Origin of the sequence: Streptomyces sp. NPDC002057 (genome assembly GCF_040296665.1) — a bacterium.
Classification (GTDB): domain Bacteria; phylum Actinomycetota; class Actinomycetes; order Streptomycetales; family Streptomycetaceae; genus Streptomyces.
This window is the reverse complement of sequence record NZ_JBEOXR010000001.1, coordinates 53420-71807: the sequence shown is the minus strand read 5'-3', so window position 1 is coordinate 71807 and position 18388 is coordinate 53420. Positions and strand designations below refer to the sequence as shown.

Sequence of the window (18388 nt, the reverse complement as noted above, 5' to 3'; positions counted from 1 at the left end):
CTCACTCAGTCACCGTCGGGGAGCACGACGTTCAGCGCCCACGAGACGACGGAGATGATCAGGCCGCCCAGGACGGCGGTCCAGAAGCCCTCCACGTGGAAGCTGAGGTCGAACTGCTCCGCCAGCCAGGAGGTGAGGAGCAGCATCAAGGCGTTGATCACGAGGGTGATCAGGCCGAGGGTCAGAATGAAGAGCGGCAGCGCCAGGAGACTGACGATCGGCTTGACGAAGAAGTTCACGAGTCCGAAGACCAGGGCGACGAGAATGAGGGTCAGGGCCTGCTTGCCGGTGCTGTCGCCGGTGAGGGTGATGTCCTGGACCAGCCAGATGGCGACTCCCAGGGCACCCGCGTTGGCGAGTGTCTTGACTACGAAATTCATCATGTGTCTGATCGTGGCAGACGTGATCGGGCCGAGGGCAGGGGCTGCAGGGCGATGAAGGCTTTCCGACTGGACGAACTGGAGGCGGAGCGTGCCGCGAACAAGGGCGCGTACCTCCAGTTCCTGCGGGAGCGGAACATGTCGGTGGGCCTCTACGCGCTGGACGCCGGAGAACTCGACCCGCAGCAGCCGCACCACCAGGACGAGGTGTACTTCGTGGTGAGCGGCCGGGCGGCGATCACGGTGGGGACGGAGACGACCCAGGTGGCGCGGGGCAGCGTGGTCTACGTGCCGGCCGGGGTGGAGCACAGGTTCCATCACATCAGCGAGGACCTGCGGGTCATGGTCGTCTTCTCCCCGCCGGAGAGCTGAGCCGGAGCCCCCTAGGGGTCGGATCAGGGGAGAGCGGGGGCCGCAGGGCCCCCACGGGCCCCTTCCGGCCCCTAGCCTTGAGGATGTTCGGCGCGGAGTGTGCGGAACGGATCTTCGAGAGCGAGGTAAGGACGATGGCCGTACAGGAGATTCTCGCGGGGATGCCCTGGTGGGTGAAGTGGGTCGCCATACCCGCGCTCGCGCTGCTCGTCTTCGGCGGGCTGATCACCAGCGTCCTGACCGTCGTGATCGGGCTGCTCTTCAAGGTGCTGCTCTTCGTGGCCCTCGTCGCCGGACTGATCTACGTCGTGCGGAAGTTCGGCTCCTCCGACCGGTCGCGCGAGGACTGGTAGCACAAGCTACTCATCGGTATGAGGGCGACGGAGGGCATTAGCCCGCCCGGGGGAACGCGCTGGTCGAATCAGGGCATGGGCCCAGAGGCTGCCACTAGAGTGGAATCCCTCCGCCGCGTTGGGGACTACAGGCGTAGACCTCCCTACTGACCAGCGGTTTCCCAGGCCCGGCGGGCGCGCGGGGGCGGCCCCCGCGGGCGGATGCTCTGCATCCGTCGGCACGCCTGGGGGTGACCTTTGGCCACGGCTACGCAGACAGCTGCGCCTACCTTGATCGGCTCGGTGCAGCGAGCGCTGAGACTTCTGGAGGCCGTGTCCTCCCATGCGGACGGCGCTCCGGCCAAGCAGCTCGCCCGTGAGACGGGCCTTCCGCTGCCCACCACGTACCACCTGCTCCGCACCCTGACGCACGAGGGCTATCTGGTCCGTGAGAAGGGTGTGTTCGTCCTGGGCGACGCCGCCGTTCGACTGGCCTGCGGCGGAGATGTGCAGAATCGTCGCATCAAGATCGAAGACTCCCTGGCCCGCTGGCGGGACGAGATCGGTGTGCCGGTGTACTTCGCCCTCTACCGCGAGGGCGAGATCGAACTCGTCGCTGTCGCGGACACTCCCTCCGCCCCCGCCGTGGAGGAATGGGCGGACTTTCGCGAGACCGGGCACGCCCACGCGATCGGGCAGTGCCTGTTGAGCCAACTCGATCTGAAATCTCGTCAAGACCACCTCGACCGGCACCCGGTGGAAGCCATCACTCCGTACACGGTGCGTAACCGCCATGTGCTTTTGGATCGTTTGGGCGGTTTGGGGCGAATGGAGCCCCTGGTGGAGCGTCAGGAATATGCGCTCGGCACGGTCTGTGCCGCAATCCCCATCACGGCGGGCTCCACAGCGGCCGCAATGGCCATTTCCCTCCCCCTTCACCAGGAAGAACGGTTGCTCCCAGCAGTCGAGCGACTACGTACAGAGATCGGAAAGCTCTTCAGTTCCCTCGCGTTCTCTATCAGTATCTGAAAAATCACTCCTTGTGATCTGCTAGTGCTTACAGCACGATTGCGTCAAGAGGGCCACGGGGGATCATTCCTGGCCGTTTCGGTCACAGCTTTCAGCAGCTGTGTTTACACAACTGCTTCATCTACTGCGGGGTACACGATGCGAGAGTCGGTTCAGGCTGAGGTCCTGATGAGCTTCCTCGTCTCCGAGGAGCTCTCCTTCAAGATCCCGGTCGAACTGCGGTATGAGACCCGGGATCCCTACGCGGTGCGGATGACCTTCCACCTCCCCGGGGACGCGCCTGTGACCTGGGCGTTCGGCAGGGAGCTGCTGCTCGACGGGATCAACCGGCCGAGTGGGGACGGCGATGTGCACATCGCCCCGACGGAGCCCGAGGGCCTCTCGGACGTCTCCATCCGGCTCCAGGTCGGAGGCGATCGCGCCCTCTTCCGGGCCAGCGCGCCGCCACTGGTCGCGTTCCTCGACCGGACGGACAAGCTGGTTCCGCTCGGTCAGGAGCGGACACTCGGTGACTTCGAGGACAACCTGGAGGCGGCGCTCGGCCGGATCCTGGCCGAGGAGAGCGCGGGACCGGCCGCCTGAGCCGGCGCGCGGCCCGCACAGGCCGTCCCGGCACCCGTCCTCGTACCGCCCGCTCCGGCACGCGTCCTCGTACAGGCCGTACCGGCACCCGTTGCCGTACCGGCACCCGTCCCCGTACCGGCCGCTCCGGCGCCGCGTCCTCGTACAGGCTGCCCCGGCGCGCGCCCTCGTACACACCGTCCCGACGCGCGACGCCCGCCACGCGTCACCGAACGCGCGTCACAGACCACCCGCCATGGACCACCCGTCGTGGGCCACCCGCCACAGACCACCCGTCACCGTCCATCCACCACCCACCGCGCGTCACTTCGCGCGGCGGCGCCGTCCGCCCCGTGCCGCGGGCTTCCGGCTGCCCGTCGCCGTACGACCCTCGGCCTCCGCGCGGTCGGCGGAGACCACCAGGGCCGCGAGGGCCGTGGTGACCGGTACGGAGGCGACCAGACCGATCGATCCGACGAGCGTCCGGACGATCTCCTCGGCCACCAGCTCGCTGTTGGCCACCGTCCCCATGCTGCTCTGCGCGATGGTGAAGAGCAGCAGCAGCGGGAGGGCGGCGCCCGCGTAGGCCAGCACCAGCGTGTTCACGACCGAGGCGATGTGGTCGCGGCCGATCCGGATCGCGGCCCGGTACAGCGCGCGCGGACCCATGTCCGGATCGGCCTGGTGAAGTTCCCAGACCGCCGAGGTCTGGGTGACCGTCACGTCGTCGAGCACACCGAGCGAACCGATGATGATCCCGGCCAGGAGCAGGCCGGACATGTCGATGCTCGGGTACAGCCCGTGGATCAGACCGGTGTTGTCGTCGGTGTTGCCGCTGAGCGAGGCCCATTCGATGAAGACCGAACCGAGCAGCCCGATCAGCAGCAGCGAGATCAGCGTGCCGAGCACCGCGACCGAGGTGCGGGCCGAGAGTCCGTGGCACATGTAGAGGGCGATCAGCATGATCGCGCTCGACCCGATCACCGCGACCACCAGCGGATTCGATCCCTGCAGGATCGCCGGCAGGATGAAGAACGTCAGCACGAGGAAGCTTGCGGCGAGGGCGATGAGCGCCATCACACCCCGCATGCGGCCGACGAGCACGACCACGAGGGCGAAGATCCCGGCGAGCACCGCCATCGGGATCTTCCGGTTCACGTCCGTCACCGAGAACTGCAGGTCGCGCGGGGCGTCGGGGGCGTACGCCACCACCACGCCCTGCCCCTCGTGCAGTTGGCGCGGCGCGTCCGGCTGCACGATCTCGGTGAACGTGCGCCCCTTCTGCGCGCCGGTGGTGACCTCGATCGTCGCCTTCCCGCACTCGCCCTGCTGGGCGTTGACCGCCTCGCGTCCCTCCGGGGTCGAGGTGTCCCCGGTGGGCGGCACCTGTCCGGCGTTCACGGACTTGCAGTCGACCTGCTCGACGGAGACGACCGTGCCCTGTTCGGTCTGCCGGTCGAAGCCGACGCCGGTGCGTTCGTGCGCGGGGGCGCCGCCGGGCCACAGGACCACGAGACCGACGACGACGGCGGTAGCGAAGGGGATCAGGATCGCGGCGATGACCTTGCGCAGATGCCGGGAGACCGGGGCTGCGGGGCCGTGGCCATGGCTGTGGCCGTGCCCCTGGCCGTGCCCGTGCGAAGGGCCGGGACCATGGTCGTGGCCGTGGGGCTCGGGAGTCTGCTGGGGGTGAGTCACCGACCGATCATCGCAAGAACGCCGGGGGCCCACTGTTCAGCACGCCAGGGATGACGCTAGCGTGGTGGCACCTTTGCACACGCGGGAGCTCGGAGCACCGGGCTGAGAGGGCGCTGATCACCGTACGCGCGTACTGATGTACGTACGGGAGGAGGCTGCGCCGACCGCCGAACCTGTTACCGGGTAATGCCGGCGTAGGGAGATCGGTCTCATGACCATTCAGGATGCACGCACGCCTGCCTCCAACCAGGACGGCCAGGACGATCTGGCCGTCACCCCCGTCGACGGCGGGCGCACGCCGGGCTGGCACAAGGGGTACGTCCAGGGTTCGCGCCCCGACCTCCGGGTGCCGGTCCGCCAGGTGCACCTCACCAACGGCAAGGACGTCACGCTGTACGACACGTCCGGCCCGTACACGGACCCCACCGTCGACACCGACGTACGGCGGGGCCTGCCGCCGCTGCGTGAGAACTGGATCATCTCGCGCGGCGACACCGAGGAGTACGCGGGCCGCCCGGTCCGCCCCGAGGACGACGGCATCAAGCACACCTCGCCGCGCGGGGGTGGGCTGAAGAACCTCGACGCGGTGTTCCCCGGCCGCCCGCGCGTGCCGCGCCGGGGCCGCGACGGCCAGGCCGTGACACAGCTCGCGTACGCCCGCCGGGGGGAGATCACCCCGGAGATGGAGTACGTGGCGATCCGGGAGAACGTCTCACCCGAGGTCGTACGGGAGGAGATCGCCGCAGGTCGCGCGGTGCTCCCGGCGAACGTCAACCACCCGGAGATCGAGCCGATGATCATCGGCAAGCGGTTCCTGGTGAAGGTCAACGCCAACATCGGCAACTCCGCCGTCACCTCCTCCATCGAGGAGGAGGTGGAGAAGATGACCTGGGCGACCAAGTGGGGCGCCGACACGGTCATGGACCTGTCCACCGGCCGCAACATCCACACCACGCGCGAGTGGGTGCTGCGCAACTCCCCCGTGCCGATCGGCACCGTGCCGCTCTACCAGGCACTGGAGAAGGTCGACGGCCGGGCCGAGGAGCTGACCTGGGAGATCTACAAGGACACGGTCATCGAGCAGGCCGAGCAGGGCGTGGACTACATGACGGTGCACGCCGGCGTACTCCTGCCGTACGTCCCGCTCACCGCGCGCCGCAAGACCGGCATCGTCTCGCGCGGTGGCTCGATCATGGCCGCCTGGTGTCTCGCCCACCACAAGGAGAACTTCCTCTACACGAACTTCGAGGAGCTCTGCGACATCCTCGCGACGTACGACGTCACGTACTCGCTCGGCGACGGACTGCGCCCCGGCTCGATCGCGGACGCCAACGACGCGGCGCAGTTCGCGGAGCTGCGCACGCTCGGCGAGCTGAACACGATCGCCAAGCGCCACAACGTGCAGACGATGATCGAGGGCCCCGGGCACGTCCCGATGCACAAGATCAAGGAGAACATCGACCTCCAGCAGGAGATCTGCGAGGAGGCGCCGTTCTACACGCTCGGTCCGCTGACGACGGACGTGGCACCCGCGTACGACCACATCACCTCCGGCATCGGCGCGGCGATGATCGCCTGGTGGGGGACGGCGATGCTCTGCTACGTCACGCCCAAGGAGCACCTGGGCCTGCCGAACCGCGACGACGTGAAGACGGGCGTCATCACGTACAAGATCGCGGCCCACGCGGCGGACCTCGCCAAGGGGCACCCGGGCGCGCAGGAGTGGGACGACGCGCTCTCGGACGCGCGGTTCGAGTTCCGCTGGGAGGACCAGTTCAACCTGGCGCTCGACCCGGACACCGCGCGTGAGTTCCACGACGAGACGCTGCCGGCGGAGCCCGCCAAGACCGCGCACTTCTGCTCGATGTGCGGTCCGAAGTTCTGCTCGATGAAGATCAGCAGGAGCATCACCGAGCAGTTCGGCGGCGACGACTCGGCCACGGACGAGGAGATCCAGGCGGGGATGCTCAGCAAGTCGGCGGAGTTCGCGGCCACGGGCAGCCGGCTGTACCTCCCGCTGGCCGACTGAGCCCGACGCCTCGGCCGACTGAGCCCGGCGTGTCGGGCGGTTGAGCCCGGCGTGCAGGCCGGCTGAGCCCGGCGTGTCGGCCCGTTGAGCCCGACGCACCCGACCGGCCCGCGACCTCCTGGAGGAGTCGCGGGCCGGCCCCCTTGTCAGGAGCCGGTCGGGTCCGGTGGGCCGGTGGGTGGCCCGGTGGCGGCGAGGACGTCGCGGAGGAAGGGCAGGATGCCGCGTTCGAGCAGGGCGCGGCGCCAGGCCTCCCGGGCCAGGGACAGCTCGTCGTCCGGTGCGGCTGCGGGTGCCCCGCCTCCGGCGCCGGGTGCGCCGCCCCCGGCGGAGGACGGGCCGCCCGCGGCGGAGAGCGGACCGCCCGCGCTCACCTCGACGGGGCTGTTGCGCAGGGCCGTGACGAGGAGTCCGGCGGCCGCGCAGAGCAGCCCGGCGGCGGCCACGGTCCCGAAGACCAGGCCCGCCGTCAGCAGGGTCGCGCCGAACACCACGGTGGGGGCGAGGGCGTGCAGGACCGCGCCGACCAGCAGGAAGATGACGGCGGCCGCGCCCGCGAGGACGGGCACCATGACGGTGAAGATCGCGACGACGCCCGCGCCCGGACGGTCGGAGGGCACCGGTCTTCGGGTCACGAGGTCGGCGCGGTTCTGTTCGCGGACCTTCACGAAGTGGTCGTACTCGGCCGCGGCGGCGCTGGTGACCAGTGTCGTCGCGTTCAGCGTCATGGCACGGAGCTGGGCGAGCGTGAGCCGGGTTCCGGCTCCGGCGAGATCCGGACGTGCGTGGGCGGTGCTCAGTGCGTCGTCGAGGACCCGCTCGAACTCGGCGCGGTCCTCGGTCAGCAGGTGCGGAGCCACATTCATGTGCATCCCCCGATGCTCCGTAGGCCCGGATCAGCCGTGGGAAACGGTCGGTTGGGCGGAAACGGAGGAGAGCCTGCTACGGATGGACCCGATGGTATTGCGGCGACGCCACGCGCTGACAGGGTGTTTCCTGAATTCGCCTTCCGCGGATGCGCAGCGTGATGCGTCAGCCGTTCAGCGGGAGTTGGACGACCAGTAGCTTTCCGGCCATGGTCACGCCGCCGTCCATGGCGATCGCCAGACCGTCCGCGTAGACGTGCGGTCCGTCGACGATCGGGCCCGAACTGCCCTCGCCCTCCTCCGTGCCGACCTGGCCGAGAAGGTACGGAATCGGGCTGTGACCGTGCACGATCCGGTGGCCGCCGTAGGTGGAGAGCAGCTCTTGGACGGCCTGCGGGCCGCCCTCGTCACGGAAGGCGAAGCGCTTGGTGAACTTCCGGAAGACGTCCCAGACCTCGTCGGCGTCGTTCCGGTTGAGGATCTCGTGGACCGTGTCGTTGACGTCCTCGATGGTCTCGCCGTATTCGAGGTACGCGGTGGTGTCGGAGTGCAGGAGGAGGTGGTCGTCCTCGCGCACCACGGCGTCGAGCCGGGACATCCACTGGAGGTGGACGTCCTGGAGCCGGTCCATGTCGTGCTTCTGGCCGCCGTTGAGCAGCCAGGCCGCCTGGAACGTGGCGGTGCCCGCGCCGGAGTTCACCGGGGTGTCGCCGAAGCGCTTGGCGCCGATGAGCAGCAGTTCGTGGTTGCCCATGAGGGCCTTGCAGTAGCCGCCGGCGGCGGCGGCCTCGGCGGAGAGCCGCATGACGAGGTCGATGACGCCGATGCCGTCGGGGCCGCGGTCGGTGAAGTCGCCGAGGAACCAGAGGCGGGCGTTGCCCGCGGCCCAGCCGCCGTTCTCGTCGATGAGGCCCTGGGCGCGCAGGGCGGCGACGAGTTCGTCGAGGTAGCCGTGGACGTCGCCGACGACGTAGAGCGGTCCCGGTCCCTCGCCGTTGGCGGGGACGGGTTCGGCGGCGGGGGAGGACTCGGAGGTGACCGGGACCTGCACGGTGTCGCCGCGGTTGATGACGGGGAGGTCGCGCTCGGTCGGGGTGTAGCCCTCGGGGATCCCGCCCTCGGGGAAGGCGTTTCCGGGGTGGCCGGTGGCGACGGAGACGATGGAGGAGCCGGTCTCGGCGGCGTACGCGGGGGCGGTACGGCGTCCCAGGTGGAGGGTCGGATCGGCGGGCATCGGCGCGGTGGGCGCGGGTGCGTGGGAGGGCATGGCCGGGGCGTCCTGGGGTGCCTGCGGAGGCGCGGCCGGGGTGGTCGCGGGTGCTTGCGGGGGCACGGCCGCCGCGGGTGCGTGCGGCGGTGCGGCGGGTGCCTGGGCAGGCGCGGCCGGTGCGGCGGGTGCCTGCGTCGGCGTGGCCGGGGTGGTCGCGGGTGCGGTGGCTGCCCGCGCGGCCACGGCCTGCACCGGAACGGCCTCGACGGGCGAGGCCGCGACGGGAGGCAGCGGCTCCGCCGGAGACGCGGGCGCGTGCTCCGGGGGAGCGGTCCCGGCCGGTGGAGGCACCGGCAGAGGCTCCGTGGACGTCGGTTCGGTGGCATGGCCCTGTACGGGCACGCGGGCGTACGGCGGTACGCGGAAGTCACGCAATGTCGCCGTGCGCACCACGGGCTCCTGCCCGGCCCCCTGAGTCATGGACCCCTCCACCACCGTCGCGATGCCCTGCACATGGCGGACCGGCCTGGTCGGGGTGGTCCGCGATGTCGTGCGCCCATCATAGGAATGAGGGTCCTCCTGTGTGACGCACCAGGGGTGGTGAATCCGGGTCTACTCCGGGTTCACCGGTTGTTTCGCCCGAATTGAGAAGGTCCGGTCCAGGGTTGAGGCCGGTTGGGTGGCCGGTTTCGCCGCCCCTGCCCACGGGCAGGGGCGGGGACGGCGGATTCGGTGAGGCCGGTCGGGGGTCGATTCCGCGTGGCCGGGGCCTTCGCCGCGTGGTCTTCGCGGCTCGGTCCCGTGCGGGTCAGTCCTTCGCGGGTGAGCGTGGCGGACTGACCGTCGTGCGGGGCGAACGGCGCTGTGAGGAGGTGCGGACGATGAGTTCGGTCGGTATGACCTGCTCGACCGGTCCGTCGGTGTCGATCCCCTCGATGGCGTCGATGAGGAGTTGGACGACGGCCGTGCCGATCCGGCGTGGCTTGAGCGAGAGCGTCGTGATGGGCGGTTCGGTGCTGGCGTAGACGGTCGACTCGCTGCAGCAGACCAGCAGCAGGTCGTCCGGGACGCGCAGTCCGTAGCGGCGCGCGGCCGCGAGGAGGTCGGTTCCGTTGGGGTCGAAGAGGCCGTACACGGCGTCGGGCCGGTCCGGTCGGGCGAGCAGCCGGTCGGCCGCGACGGCACCCGCGCACGGATCGTGCGCCGGATAGGCCTCGTAGACGGGGTCCTGGCCCACCCGCTCGCACCAGTTCAGGTACGCGGTGGTGGACAGGCGGGTGTAGGTGTCGGTGGTGGTTCCGGTGAGGAGGCCGATGCGGCGGGCGCCGGCGGCGGCGAGGTGGTCGAGCAGATCGAGGACGGCGGCTTCGTGGTCGTTGTCGACCCAGGCGGTGACCGGAAGGGTGCCGGCGGGGCGTCCGTCCGAGACGACGGGCAGGCCCTGGCGGACCAGTTCGGTGACGACCGGGTCGTGGTCGGAGGGGTCGATGACGACGGTGCCGTCGAGGGCGACGTTCGACCAGACGTCATGGCGGGATGTGGCGGGGAGGATGACCAGGGCGTAGCCCCGGGCGAGCGCCGCCGATGTGGCTGCTCTGGCCATCTCCGCGAAGTACGCGAATTCGGTGAAGGTGAAAGGTTCATCCCCGTACGTGGTCACGGTCAGGCCGATGAGTCCCGACTTCCCGGTGCGGAGCGTGCGGGCCGCCGCGGATGGGCGGTAGCCCAGCCTGTCGGCGACCTCGCGCACGTGACGGCGGGTGGCGTCGGGGAGTCGGCCCTTGCCGTTGAGCGCGTCGGAGACAGTCGTGATGGAGACCCCGGCGGCGGCGGCCACGTCCCGGATGCCCGCCCGGCCCTGCCGGCTTCCCCGGGTCTGTGCCCGGCTCACCTGGTGCTTCCCTGCTGCTGTCATGGCGAGCCGATAGTAGGGCGATGAGGGGCGGTTGGGACGGTCGCATATGCGGGCGTTGACAGGCACGTTTCTGCATGGCCGAATGGCCCCAAGAGGCAATGAATCCAAGGTAGTTAGGGTGTTTGCCATAAGACCTGGGGCCGTCGAACGGCGTAGGCCTGGCGAGGGGTCGAGGTCTCGAAGAGGTCTCAACTCACCTCTACGGGGGATGCGCGCCACGGCGCCCGCCACCGGCGCGCGCCACCCAACCGCGCGCTCCCCCGCTGCGAGGGCGCTCCGGGGGCCGTGTCCGCAGTGTGTCCCTCCTGTTGTCCGCAGCCCATTCGCAGGGGAGGGGAATCCTCTTAAGGTGAGGAGCATTGGCGGTACGGACGGTCGAGGAGGCCACACTGTGAGCGAGACCAGCGGGACGAGTACGGGCAGCCCGAAGCTGCGCGCCGAGCTGGACGGCGTCCCCACCTACAAGCCGGGCAGGCCGGCGGCCGCGGGGGGCCCCGTGGCCTTCAAGCTGTCCTCCAACGAGAACCCGTATCCGCCGCTTCCGGGGGTCATGGAGACCACCCTGGCCGCCGCGGCGAACTTCAACCGCTACCCGGACATGGCCTGCACGGGGCTGACCGAGGAGCTGGCCGACCGTTTCGGCGTGCCCGTCTCCCACGTGGCCACCGGCACCGGTTCGGTCGGCGTCGCCCAGTCGCTCCTGCAGTCGACCTCGGGCCCCGGCGACGAGGTCATCTATGCCTGGCGTTCCTTCGAGGCGTACCCGATCATCACGCAGATCAGCGGGGCCACCTCGGTGCAGGTGCCGCTGACCGAGGGCGAGGTCCACGACCTCGACGCGATGGCCGAGGCGATCACCGACCGGACGCGACTGATCTTCGTCTGCAACCCCAACAACCCCACCGGCACCGCGGTGCGCCGGGCCGAGCTGGAGCGCTTCCTCGACCGGGTGCCCTCCGACGTCCTGGTCGTGCTCGACGAGGCGTACCGCGAGTTCGTCCGCGACACCGACATCCCGGACGGCATCGAGATCTACCGTGACCGCCCGAACGTCGCCGTGCTGCGCACGTTCTCCAAGGCGTACGGCCTGGCGGGACTGCGGGTCGGCTTCGCGGTCGCCCACGAGCCGGTGGCGGCGGCGCTGCGCAAGACCGCGGTGCCGTTCGGGGTGAGCCAGCTGGCGCAGGACGCCGCCGTGGCCTCGCTGCGCGCCGAGGACGAGCTGCTCGGGCGGGTCGGCTCGCTGGTCGCCGAGCGCGAGCGGGTCCGCGCGGGGCTGGTGGCCCAGGGCTGGACCGTGCCGGACACCCAGGCGAACTTCGTCTGGCTGCGGCTCGGCGAGCGGACGCTGGACTTCGCGGCGGAGTGCGAGCGGCACGGCGTGATGGTGCGGCCGTTCGCCGGCGAGGGCGTGCGCGTCACGATCGGCGAGACCGAGGCGAACGACCTGTTCCTGAAGGCGGCCGAGGGCTTCCGCAAGGAGGGCTGACCCGGCCCGTCCCGGAGCGACGACCCCCGCGAGCACCCCGCTCGTGGGGGTCTTTGCGTGGCTGGTCCCCGGTGGGTGGTCCGTGGCGGAATCCGTAGGGGGACCCCGGTACAAGATACGGATTTCGTATGAGTAATAATGCTTGTGAATGTGAACGCGTTCACAAGCGTGTCCCGGTTCCTCCCTAAATTTGTGGGATTAACGGGGCAAACTGCCGATGTGACCACGGCGATGTAAGGAGAAAACGACGTGGACCTCGCTCTGGCGCCAGAGACCTTGGCGCGCTGGCAGTTCGGCATCACCACCGTCTACCACTTCCTCTTCGTTCCCCTCACGATCTCCCTCGCCGCACTCACCGCCGGTCTCCAGACCGCCTGGGTGCGCACGGAGAACGAGAAGTACCTCCGGGCGACGAAGTTCTGGGGCAAGCTCTTCCTGATCAACATCGCCATGGGTGTCGTGACCGGCATCGTGCAGGAGTTCCAGTTCGGCATGAACTGGTCCGACTACTCCCGGTTCGTCGGTGACATCTTCGGGGCGCCGCTCGCCTTCGAGGCGCTCATCGCCTTCTTCTTCGAGTCGACCTTCATCGGTCTGTGGATCTTCGGCTGGGACAAGCTCCCGAAGCGGATCCACCTCGCCTGCATCTGGATGGTGTCGATCGGCACGATCCTCTCCGCGTACTTCATCCTCGCGGCCAACTCCTGGATGCAGCACCCGGTGGGCTACCGGATCAACGAGGAGCGAGGCCGGGCGGAGCTCACCGACTTCTGGCTGGTCCTCACCCAGAACACCGCCCTCACCCAGTTCTTCCACACCATGACGGCGGCCTTCCTGGTCGGTGGCGCGTTCATGGTCGGCATCTCCGCCTTCCACCTGGCCCGCAAGAAGCACATCCCGGTGATGCGGACCTCGCTGCGGCTCGGCCTGATCACCCTGATCATCGCGGGCCTCGGCACCGCCATCAGCGGTGACCTGCTCGGCAAGGTCATGTTCAAGCAGCAGCCCATGAAGATGGCCGCCGCCGAGGCGCTCTGGGACGGCGAGGCGCCCGCACCGTTCTCGATCTTCGCGTACGGCGACGTCGACAAGGGTCACAACAAGGTGGCCATCGAGATCCCGGGCCTGCTGTCCTTCCTGGCCAACGACGACTTCAGCTCGTACGTCCCGGGCATCAACGACATCAACAAGGCCGAACAGGAGAAGTTCGGCCCCGGCGACTACCGGCCCAACATCCCCGTCGCCTACTGGGGCTTCCGCTGGATGATCGGCTTCGGCATGGCCTCGCTGACCATCGGCATGCTCGGTCTCTGGCTGACCCGCAAGAAGTTCATGCTGGCACCGGGGCTGCGGACCGGTGAGGACGAGGTGCCGAACCTGGTCCTGTTCAAGCGGAAGGCGCTCAGCCCCCGCCTGGGCAAGTGGTACTGGATCATCGCCCTCTGGACCATGGCGTTCCCGCTCATCGCCAACTCCTGGGGCTGGATCTTCACCGAGATGGGCCGCCAGCCCTGGGTCGTCTACGGCGTGCTGCGCACCCGGGACGCGGTCTCCCCCGGGACGACGACGGGCGAGGTGCTCACCTCGATGATCGTCTTCACGGCGGTCTACGCCGTTCTCGCCGTGATCGAGGTCAAGCTCCTCGTGAAGTACATCAAGGCGGGCCCGCCGGAGCTCACCGAGAACGACCTCAACCCGCCCACCAAGATCGGCGGGGACTCTCGTGACCCCGACCGCCCCATGGCCTTCTCGTACTGAGGCTCAGGAGATCGAGGCATGGAACTCCACGACGTCTGGTTCGTACTCATCGCGATCCTCTGGATCGGCTACTTCTTCCTCGAAGGCTTCGACTTCGGGGTCGGCATCCTCACCAAGCTGCTCGCCCGTGACCGGGTCGAGAAGCGGGTCCTCATCAACACCATCGGACCCGTCTGGGACGGCAACGAGGTGTGGCTGCTCACCGCCGGCGGCGCGACCTTCGCCGCCTTCCCCGAGTGGTACGCGACGCTCTTCTCCGGCTTCTACCTGCCGCTGCTGATCATCCTGGTCTGTCTGATCGTCCGGGGTGTCGCCTTCGAGTACCGGGCGAAGCGGCCCGAGGAGCAGTGGCAGCGCAACTGGGAGCAGGCCATCTTCTGGACCTCGCTGATCCCCGCGTTCCTCTGGGGCGTGGCCTTCGGCAACATCGTCCGGGGCGTGAAGATCGACGCGGACATGGAGTTCGTCGGCACCTTCTGGGAGCTGCTCAACCCGTACGCGCTCCTCGGCGGCCTGGTCACGCTCACGCTCTTCACCTTCCACGGCGCGGTCTTCGCCTCGCTCAAGACCGTGGGCGACATCCGCACCCGGGCCCGGGCGCTCGCGCTCAAGCTGGGCCTGGTGACGGCCGTGCTGGCGCTCGGCTTCCTGATCTGGACCCAGATCGACACCGGGGACAGCTGGAGCTTCGCGGCGATGCTGATCGCGGTGGTGGCCCTGGTCGGTGCGATCGGCGCGATCAAGGTGGGTCGTGAGGGCTGGTCCTTCGCTCTCTCGGGCATCACCATCGCCGCAGCCGTGGCGATGCTCTTCCTCGCGCTCTTCCCGGACGTCATGCCGTCTTCGCTCAACCCGGAGTGGAGTCTTACCGTGACGAACGCGTCGTCCAGCCCGTACACGCTCAAGATCATGACCTGGTGCGCGGCGATCGCGACCCCGCTGGTGCTGCTCTACCAGAGCTGGACCTACTGGGTCTTCCGCAAGCGGATCGGTACGCAGCACATCGCCGACGCTCACTAGCCGGCCCTTCCCAGGGGAGCATGTTTCACGTGAAACCGATCGATCCGCGCCTGCTCCGGTACGCCCGGGCCACCCGAGTCTTCCTGATCGCGGTGGTCGGACTCGGCCTCGTCGGGGCGGCGCTGGTCATCGCCCAGGCGATGGTCATCGCCGAGATCGTGGTGGGGTCCTTCCAGGAGGGCCGGTCCGTCTCCGACCTGACCACCGCCCTGCTGCTGCTCGTGGGAGTCGCGGCGGCACGGGCGCTGGTCTCCTGGCTGACCGAGCTCGCCGCCCACCGGGCGAGCGCGGCGGTGAAGTCCGAACTTCGCGGCCGTCTCCTCGACCGCGCGGCCGCACTCGGGCCGGGCTGGCTGAGCGGCCAGAAGGCCGGTTCCCTGATCGCCCTCGCCACCCGCGGTGTGGACGCCCTCGACGACTACTTCGCCCGCTATCTGCCCCAGCTCGGCCTCGCGGTGGTCGTGCCGGTGGCGGTGCTGGCCCGGATCGTCACCGAGGACTGGGTCTCGGCGGCGATCATCGTCGTCACCCTGCCCCTCATCCCGGTCTTCATGATCCTCATCGGCTGGTACACCCAGGCCCGGATGGACCGGCAGTGGAAGCTGCTCTCCCGGCTCTCCGGGCACTTCCTTGACGTGGTGGCCGGCCTTCCCACGCTCAAGATCTTCGGCCGGGCGAAGGCCCAGGCCGAGTCGATCCGCGCGATCACCTCGGAGTACCGGCAGGCCACGATGCGCACCCTGCGGATCGCCTTCCTCTCCTCCTTCGCCCTGGAACTCCTCGCGACGCTCTCGGTCGCGCTCGTCGCCGTGACCATCGGCATGCGGCTCGTCCACGGCGAACTCGACCTGTACACCGGACTCGTCATCCTGATCCTGGCTCCCGAGGCGTACCTCCCGCTGCGACAGGTGGGAGCGCAGTTCCACGCGGCCGCGGAGGGTCTCGCGGCGGCGGAGGAGATCTTCGACGTCCTGGAGCAGCCGGTTCGGGACGGGGGCACGGGCGCCGCCCCTGACTCCGTACGGCTTGAGCTCGACGGGGTGACGGTACGACACGCCGGCCGGGCCGAGCCCTCGCTCGACGCGGCGACGCTGACGGTCGAACCGGGCGAGACGGTGGCCCTGGTCGGGCCGAGCGGAGCCGGGAAGTCGACGCTGCTCGATGTCGTCCTCGGGTTCGCCGTGCCCGAGCAGGGCGGGTCCGTCCGCGTCGGCGGCGAGGACCTCGCGACGCTCGACCTGGAGGCCTGGCGTTCGCGGATCGCCTGGGTGCCCCAGCGGCCCCACCTCTTCGCGGGGACCATCGCCGAGAACGTCCGTCTCGCCCGCCCGGACGCCTCCGACGAGGCCGTACGGGAGGCGCTGCGGGACGCCGGGGCGGAGGGGTTCGTCGCGGAGCTGCCCGAGGGGCTCGACACCAGGCTCGGAGAGGACGGCGCCGGACTCTCGGCAGGCCAGCGGCAACGTCTCGCCCTCGCCCGGGGATTCCTGGCGGACCGGCCCCTGCTCCTCCTCGACGAGCCGACGGCCGCGCTCGACGGCGAGACCGAGGCGGGCGTGGTCGAGGCGGTACGACGCCTCGCGGCGGGACGGACCGTGCTCCTGGTGGCGCACCGCCCGGCGCTGCTCGCTGTCGCGGACCGGGTGGTGACCGTCGCCGGGCCCGCCCGGGCGGCCGCCACGGTCGGCACGCAGCGGGGCGAGGGTGGTCCGGCCGCGCCGGAGCCCTCCGAGGCGGCCCGGGCCGAGGGAGGCGCCGGACCCGACGCGGAGGCGCCCCTCCCCGGTGCCGAGGTGTACTCGGACGCGGAGGCGTACCTCCTCGGTGCGGAGGTGTACTCCGACCCGGAGCCGTCCCCCCTCGGTACGGAGGCGTACCCGCAGGCGCCCGCACCCGGCGGGCCGCTCCTCAAGCGGGTCCGGGACATGGCAGGGAAGCTCAAGGGGCGGATGGCGCTCGCGCTGCTGCTCGCGAGCCTCGCCCTCGGCTCCGCCGTCGGGCTCATGGCCGTCTCCGGCTGGCTCATCTCACGCGCCTCCGAACAGCCGCCCGTGCTCTACCTGATGGTGGCCGTCACCGCCACGCGCGCCTTCGGCATCGGACGGGCCGTCTTCCGGTACGCCGAGCGGCTCGTCTCGCACGACGCCGTGCTCCGGATGCTCTCCGAGCTCCGGGTCTCCGTCTACCGCCGCCTGGAGCGGATCGCCCCGGCAGGGCTGCGCCGCACGCGTCGCGGGGACCTGCTCGCGCGGCTCGTCCAGGACGTCGACGCGCTCCAGGACTACTGGCTGCGCTGGCTGCTCCCGGCGGGCGCCGCCCTCGTCGTGGGCGTGGCCTCCGTCGGGTTCACCGCCTGGCTCCTCCCCGAGGCCGGCGCCGTCCTCGCCGTGGGTCTCCTGGTCGCGGGTCTCGCCGTACCGGCCATCGGCGGGACGCTCGCCCGCCGGGCCGAACGACGCCTCTCCCCCGCACGCGGCGCCCTGGCGAGCGCCGTGGCCGACCTGCTCCGCGGCTGCGCCGAGCTGACGGTGGCCGGTGCGCTGCGGGGCAGGATCGCCCGCGCCCGCGAAGCCGACCGGGCGCTCACCGGCATCGCCTCCCGGCAGGCCGCGGCCACCGCGCTCGGCGCCGGACTCTCCGCCCTGGTGTGCGGCCTGACGGTCGCGGCCGCCGCGCTCGTCGGCGTCCGAGCGGTGGGGGACGGGCGGCTCGACGGGGTGGCCCTCGCCGTGGTCGTCCTCACCCCGCTCGCCGCCTTCGAGGGAGTCGCCGCGCTTCCGCTCGCCGTCCAGTACCGGCAGCGCGTCAAGCACAGTGCCGAGAGGGTCTTCGAGGTGCTCGACGCCCCCGTGCCCGTCCACGAGCCGGCCCGTCCTGAGACTCCCCCGGCGAGCCCGTTCCCGCTGGAGCTGACCGGACTCTCCGCACGCTACGCCGGGCAGGACCGGTCGGCGCTCAGCGACTTCCGGCTCACCCTGGAGGCCGGACGCCGGGTCGCCGTCGTCGGCGCCTCCGGCTCCGGCAAGACCACGCTCGCCCAGGTGCTGCTCCGGTTCCTGGACGTCGAGTTCGGCACCTACCGGCTCGGCGGGGTGCCCGCCTGGGAGCTCGACGGCGACGAGGTCCGGCGGCTCGTCGGCCTCTGCGCCCAGGACGCACACCTCTTCGACAGCTCCGTCCGCGAGAACCTGCGGCTCGCCCGGACCGGGGCGAGCGACGAGGAGCTGCGCGAGGCGCTGCGCAGGGCCCGGCTGCTCGACTGGGTGGACGGGCTGCCGGACGGGCTCGACACCCTCGTGGGGGAGCACGGGTCCCGGCTCTCCGGCGGTCAGCGCCAGCGCCTGGCGCTCGCCCGCGCCCTGCTCGCCGACTTCCCCGTCCTCGTCCTCGACGAGCCGGCCGAGCACCTGGACCTGGCCACCGCCGACGCGCTCACCGACGATCTGCTGCGGGCCACCGAAGGCCGTACGACCGTCCTCATCACCCACCGTCTGCACGGCCTCGACGCGGTCGACGAGGTGCTGGTCCTGGACGAGGGCCGGACCGTGCAGCGCGGCCCGTACGCGGAACTGGCCGAGGCGGACGGTCCGCTCCGCCGGATGCTGGAGCAGGAGCGGGAGACCGACCTGCTGGCCGCCCCCGGGGCGGCAGGTGCGGAGCGGGTCCGCGCCGTGCGGGCCGGTGCGGAGCAGCTCGACGCGGAGCGGCCGACTTTTCTCGCCAAATAGG

14 protein-coding genes are annotated in these 18388 nt (G+C 70.3%); 9 read left to right on the top strand and 5 right to left on the bottom strand.

Annotated elements, in window-relative coordinates; genetic code table 11:
- Positions 1-5: 5 nt before the first annotated feature.
- Positions 6-383 carry a phage holin family protein gene (locus tag ABT129_RS00320; RefSeq protein WP_351894676.1) on the bottom strand — a complete coding sequence of 126 codons (378 nt, stop codon included), beginning with the start codon at positions 381-383 and terminating at the stop codon, positions 6-8.
- 51 nt (positions 384-434) lie between these two features.
- Here ABT129_RS00320 and ABT129_RS00315 point away from each other — a divergent pair, with 51 nt between their 5' ends.
- The 4 genes from ABT129_RS00315 to ABT129_RS00300 all read left to right on the top strand — a co-directional run bounded on the left by ABT129_RS00315 (position 435) and on the right by ABT129_RS00300 (position 2695).
- A complete protein-coding gene (locus ABT129_RS00315) occupies positions 435-752 on the top strand; it encodes a cupin domain-containing protein (RefSeq protein ID WP_351894673.1) in 318 nt (105 codons plus the stop codon).
- 134 nt (positions 753-886) lie between these two features.
- Complete coding sequence (locus ABT129_RS00310; protein WP_351894671.1) at positions 887-1105, top strand: DUF5326 family protein; 219 nt, start codon at positions 887-889, stop codon at positions 1103-1105.
- A gap of 237 nt (positions 1106-1342) precedes the next feature.
- A complete protein-coding gene (locus ABT129_RS00305; protein ID WP_351894669.1) occupies positions 1343-2113 on the top strand; it encodes an IclR family transcriptional regulator in 771 nt (256 codons plus the stop codon).
- A 138-nt stretch (positions 2114-2251) separates the two neighbouring features.
- Positions 2252-2695, top strand: coding sequence for an SsgA family sporulation/cell division regulator (locus tag ABT129_RS00300; RefSeq protein WP_030317990.1), 444 nt, complete (start codon positions 2252-2254; stop codon positions 2693-2695).
- A gap of 303 nt (positions 2696-2998) precedes the next feature.
- On the opposite strand, the gene ABT129_RS00295 is transcribed toward ABT129_RS00300, so the two are convergent.
- Entirely contained in the window at positions 2999-4372 is a 1374-nt protein-coding gene (locus tag ABT129_RS00295; RefSeq protein ID WP_351894667.1) for a YibE/F family protein, read from the bottom strand.
- A gap of 211 nt (positions 4373-4583) precedes the next feature.
- On the opposite strand from ABT129_RS00295, the gene thiC reads away from it, so the two are divergent.
- A complete protein-coding gene (gene thiC, locus ABT129_RS00290; RefSeq protein ID WP_351894664.1) occupies positions 4584-6401 on the top strand; it encodes a phosphomethylpyrimidine synthase ThiC in 1818 nt (605 codons plus the stop codon).
- Between the two features lie 146 nt (positions 6402-6547).
- Here thiC and ABT129_RS00285 read toward each other — a convergent pair whose 3' ends face one another.
- From ABT129_RS00285 to ABT129_RS00275, 3 genes are all read right to left on the bottom strand, one after another.
- The gene (locus ABT129_RS00285) at positions 6548-7273 is read right to left on the bottom strand and encodes a hypothetical protein (RefSeq protein WP_351894662.1); all 726 of its coding nucleotides are present in this window, start codon (positions 7271-7273) and stop codon (positions 6548-6550) included.
- 160 nt (positions 7274-7433) lie between these two features.
- Positions 7434-8720 (bottom strand): metallophosphoesterase, encoded by a 1287-nt coding sequence (locus ABT129_RS00280; RefSeq protein WP_502981617.1) that lies wholly within the window; start codon positions 8718-8720, stop codon positions 7434-7436.
- A 565-nt stretch (positions 8721-9285) separates the two neighbouring features.
- The gene (locus ABT129_RS00275) at positions 9286-10392 is read right to left on the bottom strand and encodes a LacI family DNA-binding transcriptional regulator (protein ID WP_351894659.1); all 1107 of its coding nucleotides are present in this window, start codon (positions 10390-10392) and stop codon (positions 9286-9288) included.
- A 391-nt stretch (positions 10393-10783) separates the two neighbouring features.
- Between ABT129_RS00275 and hisC the strand changes: the two genes are divergently transcribed.
- From hisC to cydD, 4 genes are all read left to right on the top strand, one after another.
- The gene (hisC, locus tag ABT129_RS00270; protein ID WP_351894657.1) at positions 10784-11881 is read left to right on the top strand and encodes a histidinol-phosphate transaminase; all 1098 of its coding nucleotides are present in this window, start codon (positions 10784-10786) and stop codon (positions 11879-11881) included.
- Positions 11882-12130: 249 nt separating this feature from the next.
- Positions 12131-13639: a cytochrome ubiquinol oxidase subunit I gene (locus ABT129_RS00265; protein ID WP_351894655.1), complete on the top strand. Its 1509-nt coding sequence runs from the start codon at positions 12131-12133 to the stop codon at positions 13637-13639.
- An 18-nt stretch (positions 13640-13657) separates the two neighbouring features.
- Positions 13658-14659, top strand: coding sequence for a cytochrome d ubiquinol oxidase subunit II (gene cydB, locus ABT129_RS00260; protein ID WP_351894652.1), 1002 nt, complete (start codon positions 13658-13660; stop codon positions 14657-14659).
- Between the two features lie 29 nt (positions 14660-14688).
- Entirely contained in the window at positions 14689-18387 is a 3699-nt protein-coding gene (gene cydD, locus ABT129_RS00255) for a thiol reductant ABC exporter subunit CydD (protein ID WP_351894650.1), read from the top strand.
- The last annotated feature ends 1 nt before the right edge of the window (position 18388 follow it).

Excerpts from the sequence above, each read along its gene's own strand:
- ABT129_RS00320 (WP_351894676.1), bottom strand. The coding sequence starts at position 383 with ATGATGAATTTCGTAGTCAAGACACTCGCCAACGCGGGTGCCCTGGGA.
- ABT129_RS00315 (WP_351894673.1), top strand. The coding sequence starts at position 435 with ATGAAGGCTTTCCGACTGGACGAACTGGAGGCGGAGCGTGCCGCGAAC.
- ABT129_RS00310 (WP_351894671.1), top strand. The coding sequence starts at position 887 with ATGGCCGTACAGGAGATTCTCGCGGGGATGCCCTGGTGGGTGAAGTGG.
- ABT129_RS00300 (WP_030317990.1), top strand. The coding sequence starts at position 2,252 with ATGCGAGAGTCGGTTCAGGCTGAGGTCCTGATGAGCTTCCTCGTCTCC.
- thiC (WP_351894664.1), top strand. The coding sequence starts at position 4,584 with ATGACCATTCAGGATGCACGCACGCCTGCCTCCAACCAGGACGGCCAG.
- ABT129_RS00285 (WP_351894662.1), bottom strand. The coding sequence starts at position 7,273 with ATGCACATGAATGTGGCTCCGCACCTGCTGACCGAGGACCGCGCCGAG.
- ABT129_RS00275 (WP_351894659.1), bottom strand. The coding sequence starts at position 10,392 with ATGACAGCAGCAGGGAAGCACCAGGTGAGCCGGGCACAGACCCGGGGA.
- cydB (WP_351894652.1), top strand. The coding sequence starts at position 13,658 with ATGGAACTCCACGACGTCTGGTTCGTACTCATCGCGATCCTCTGGATC.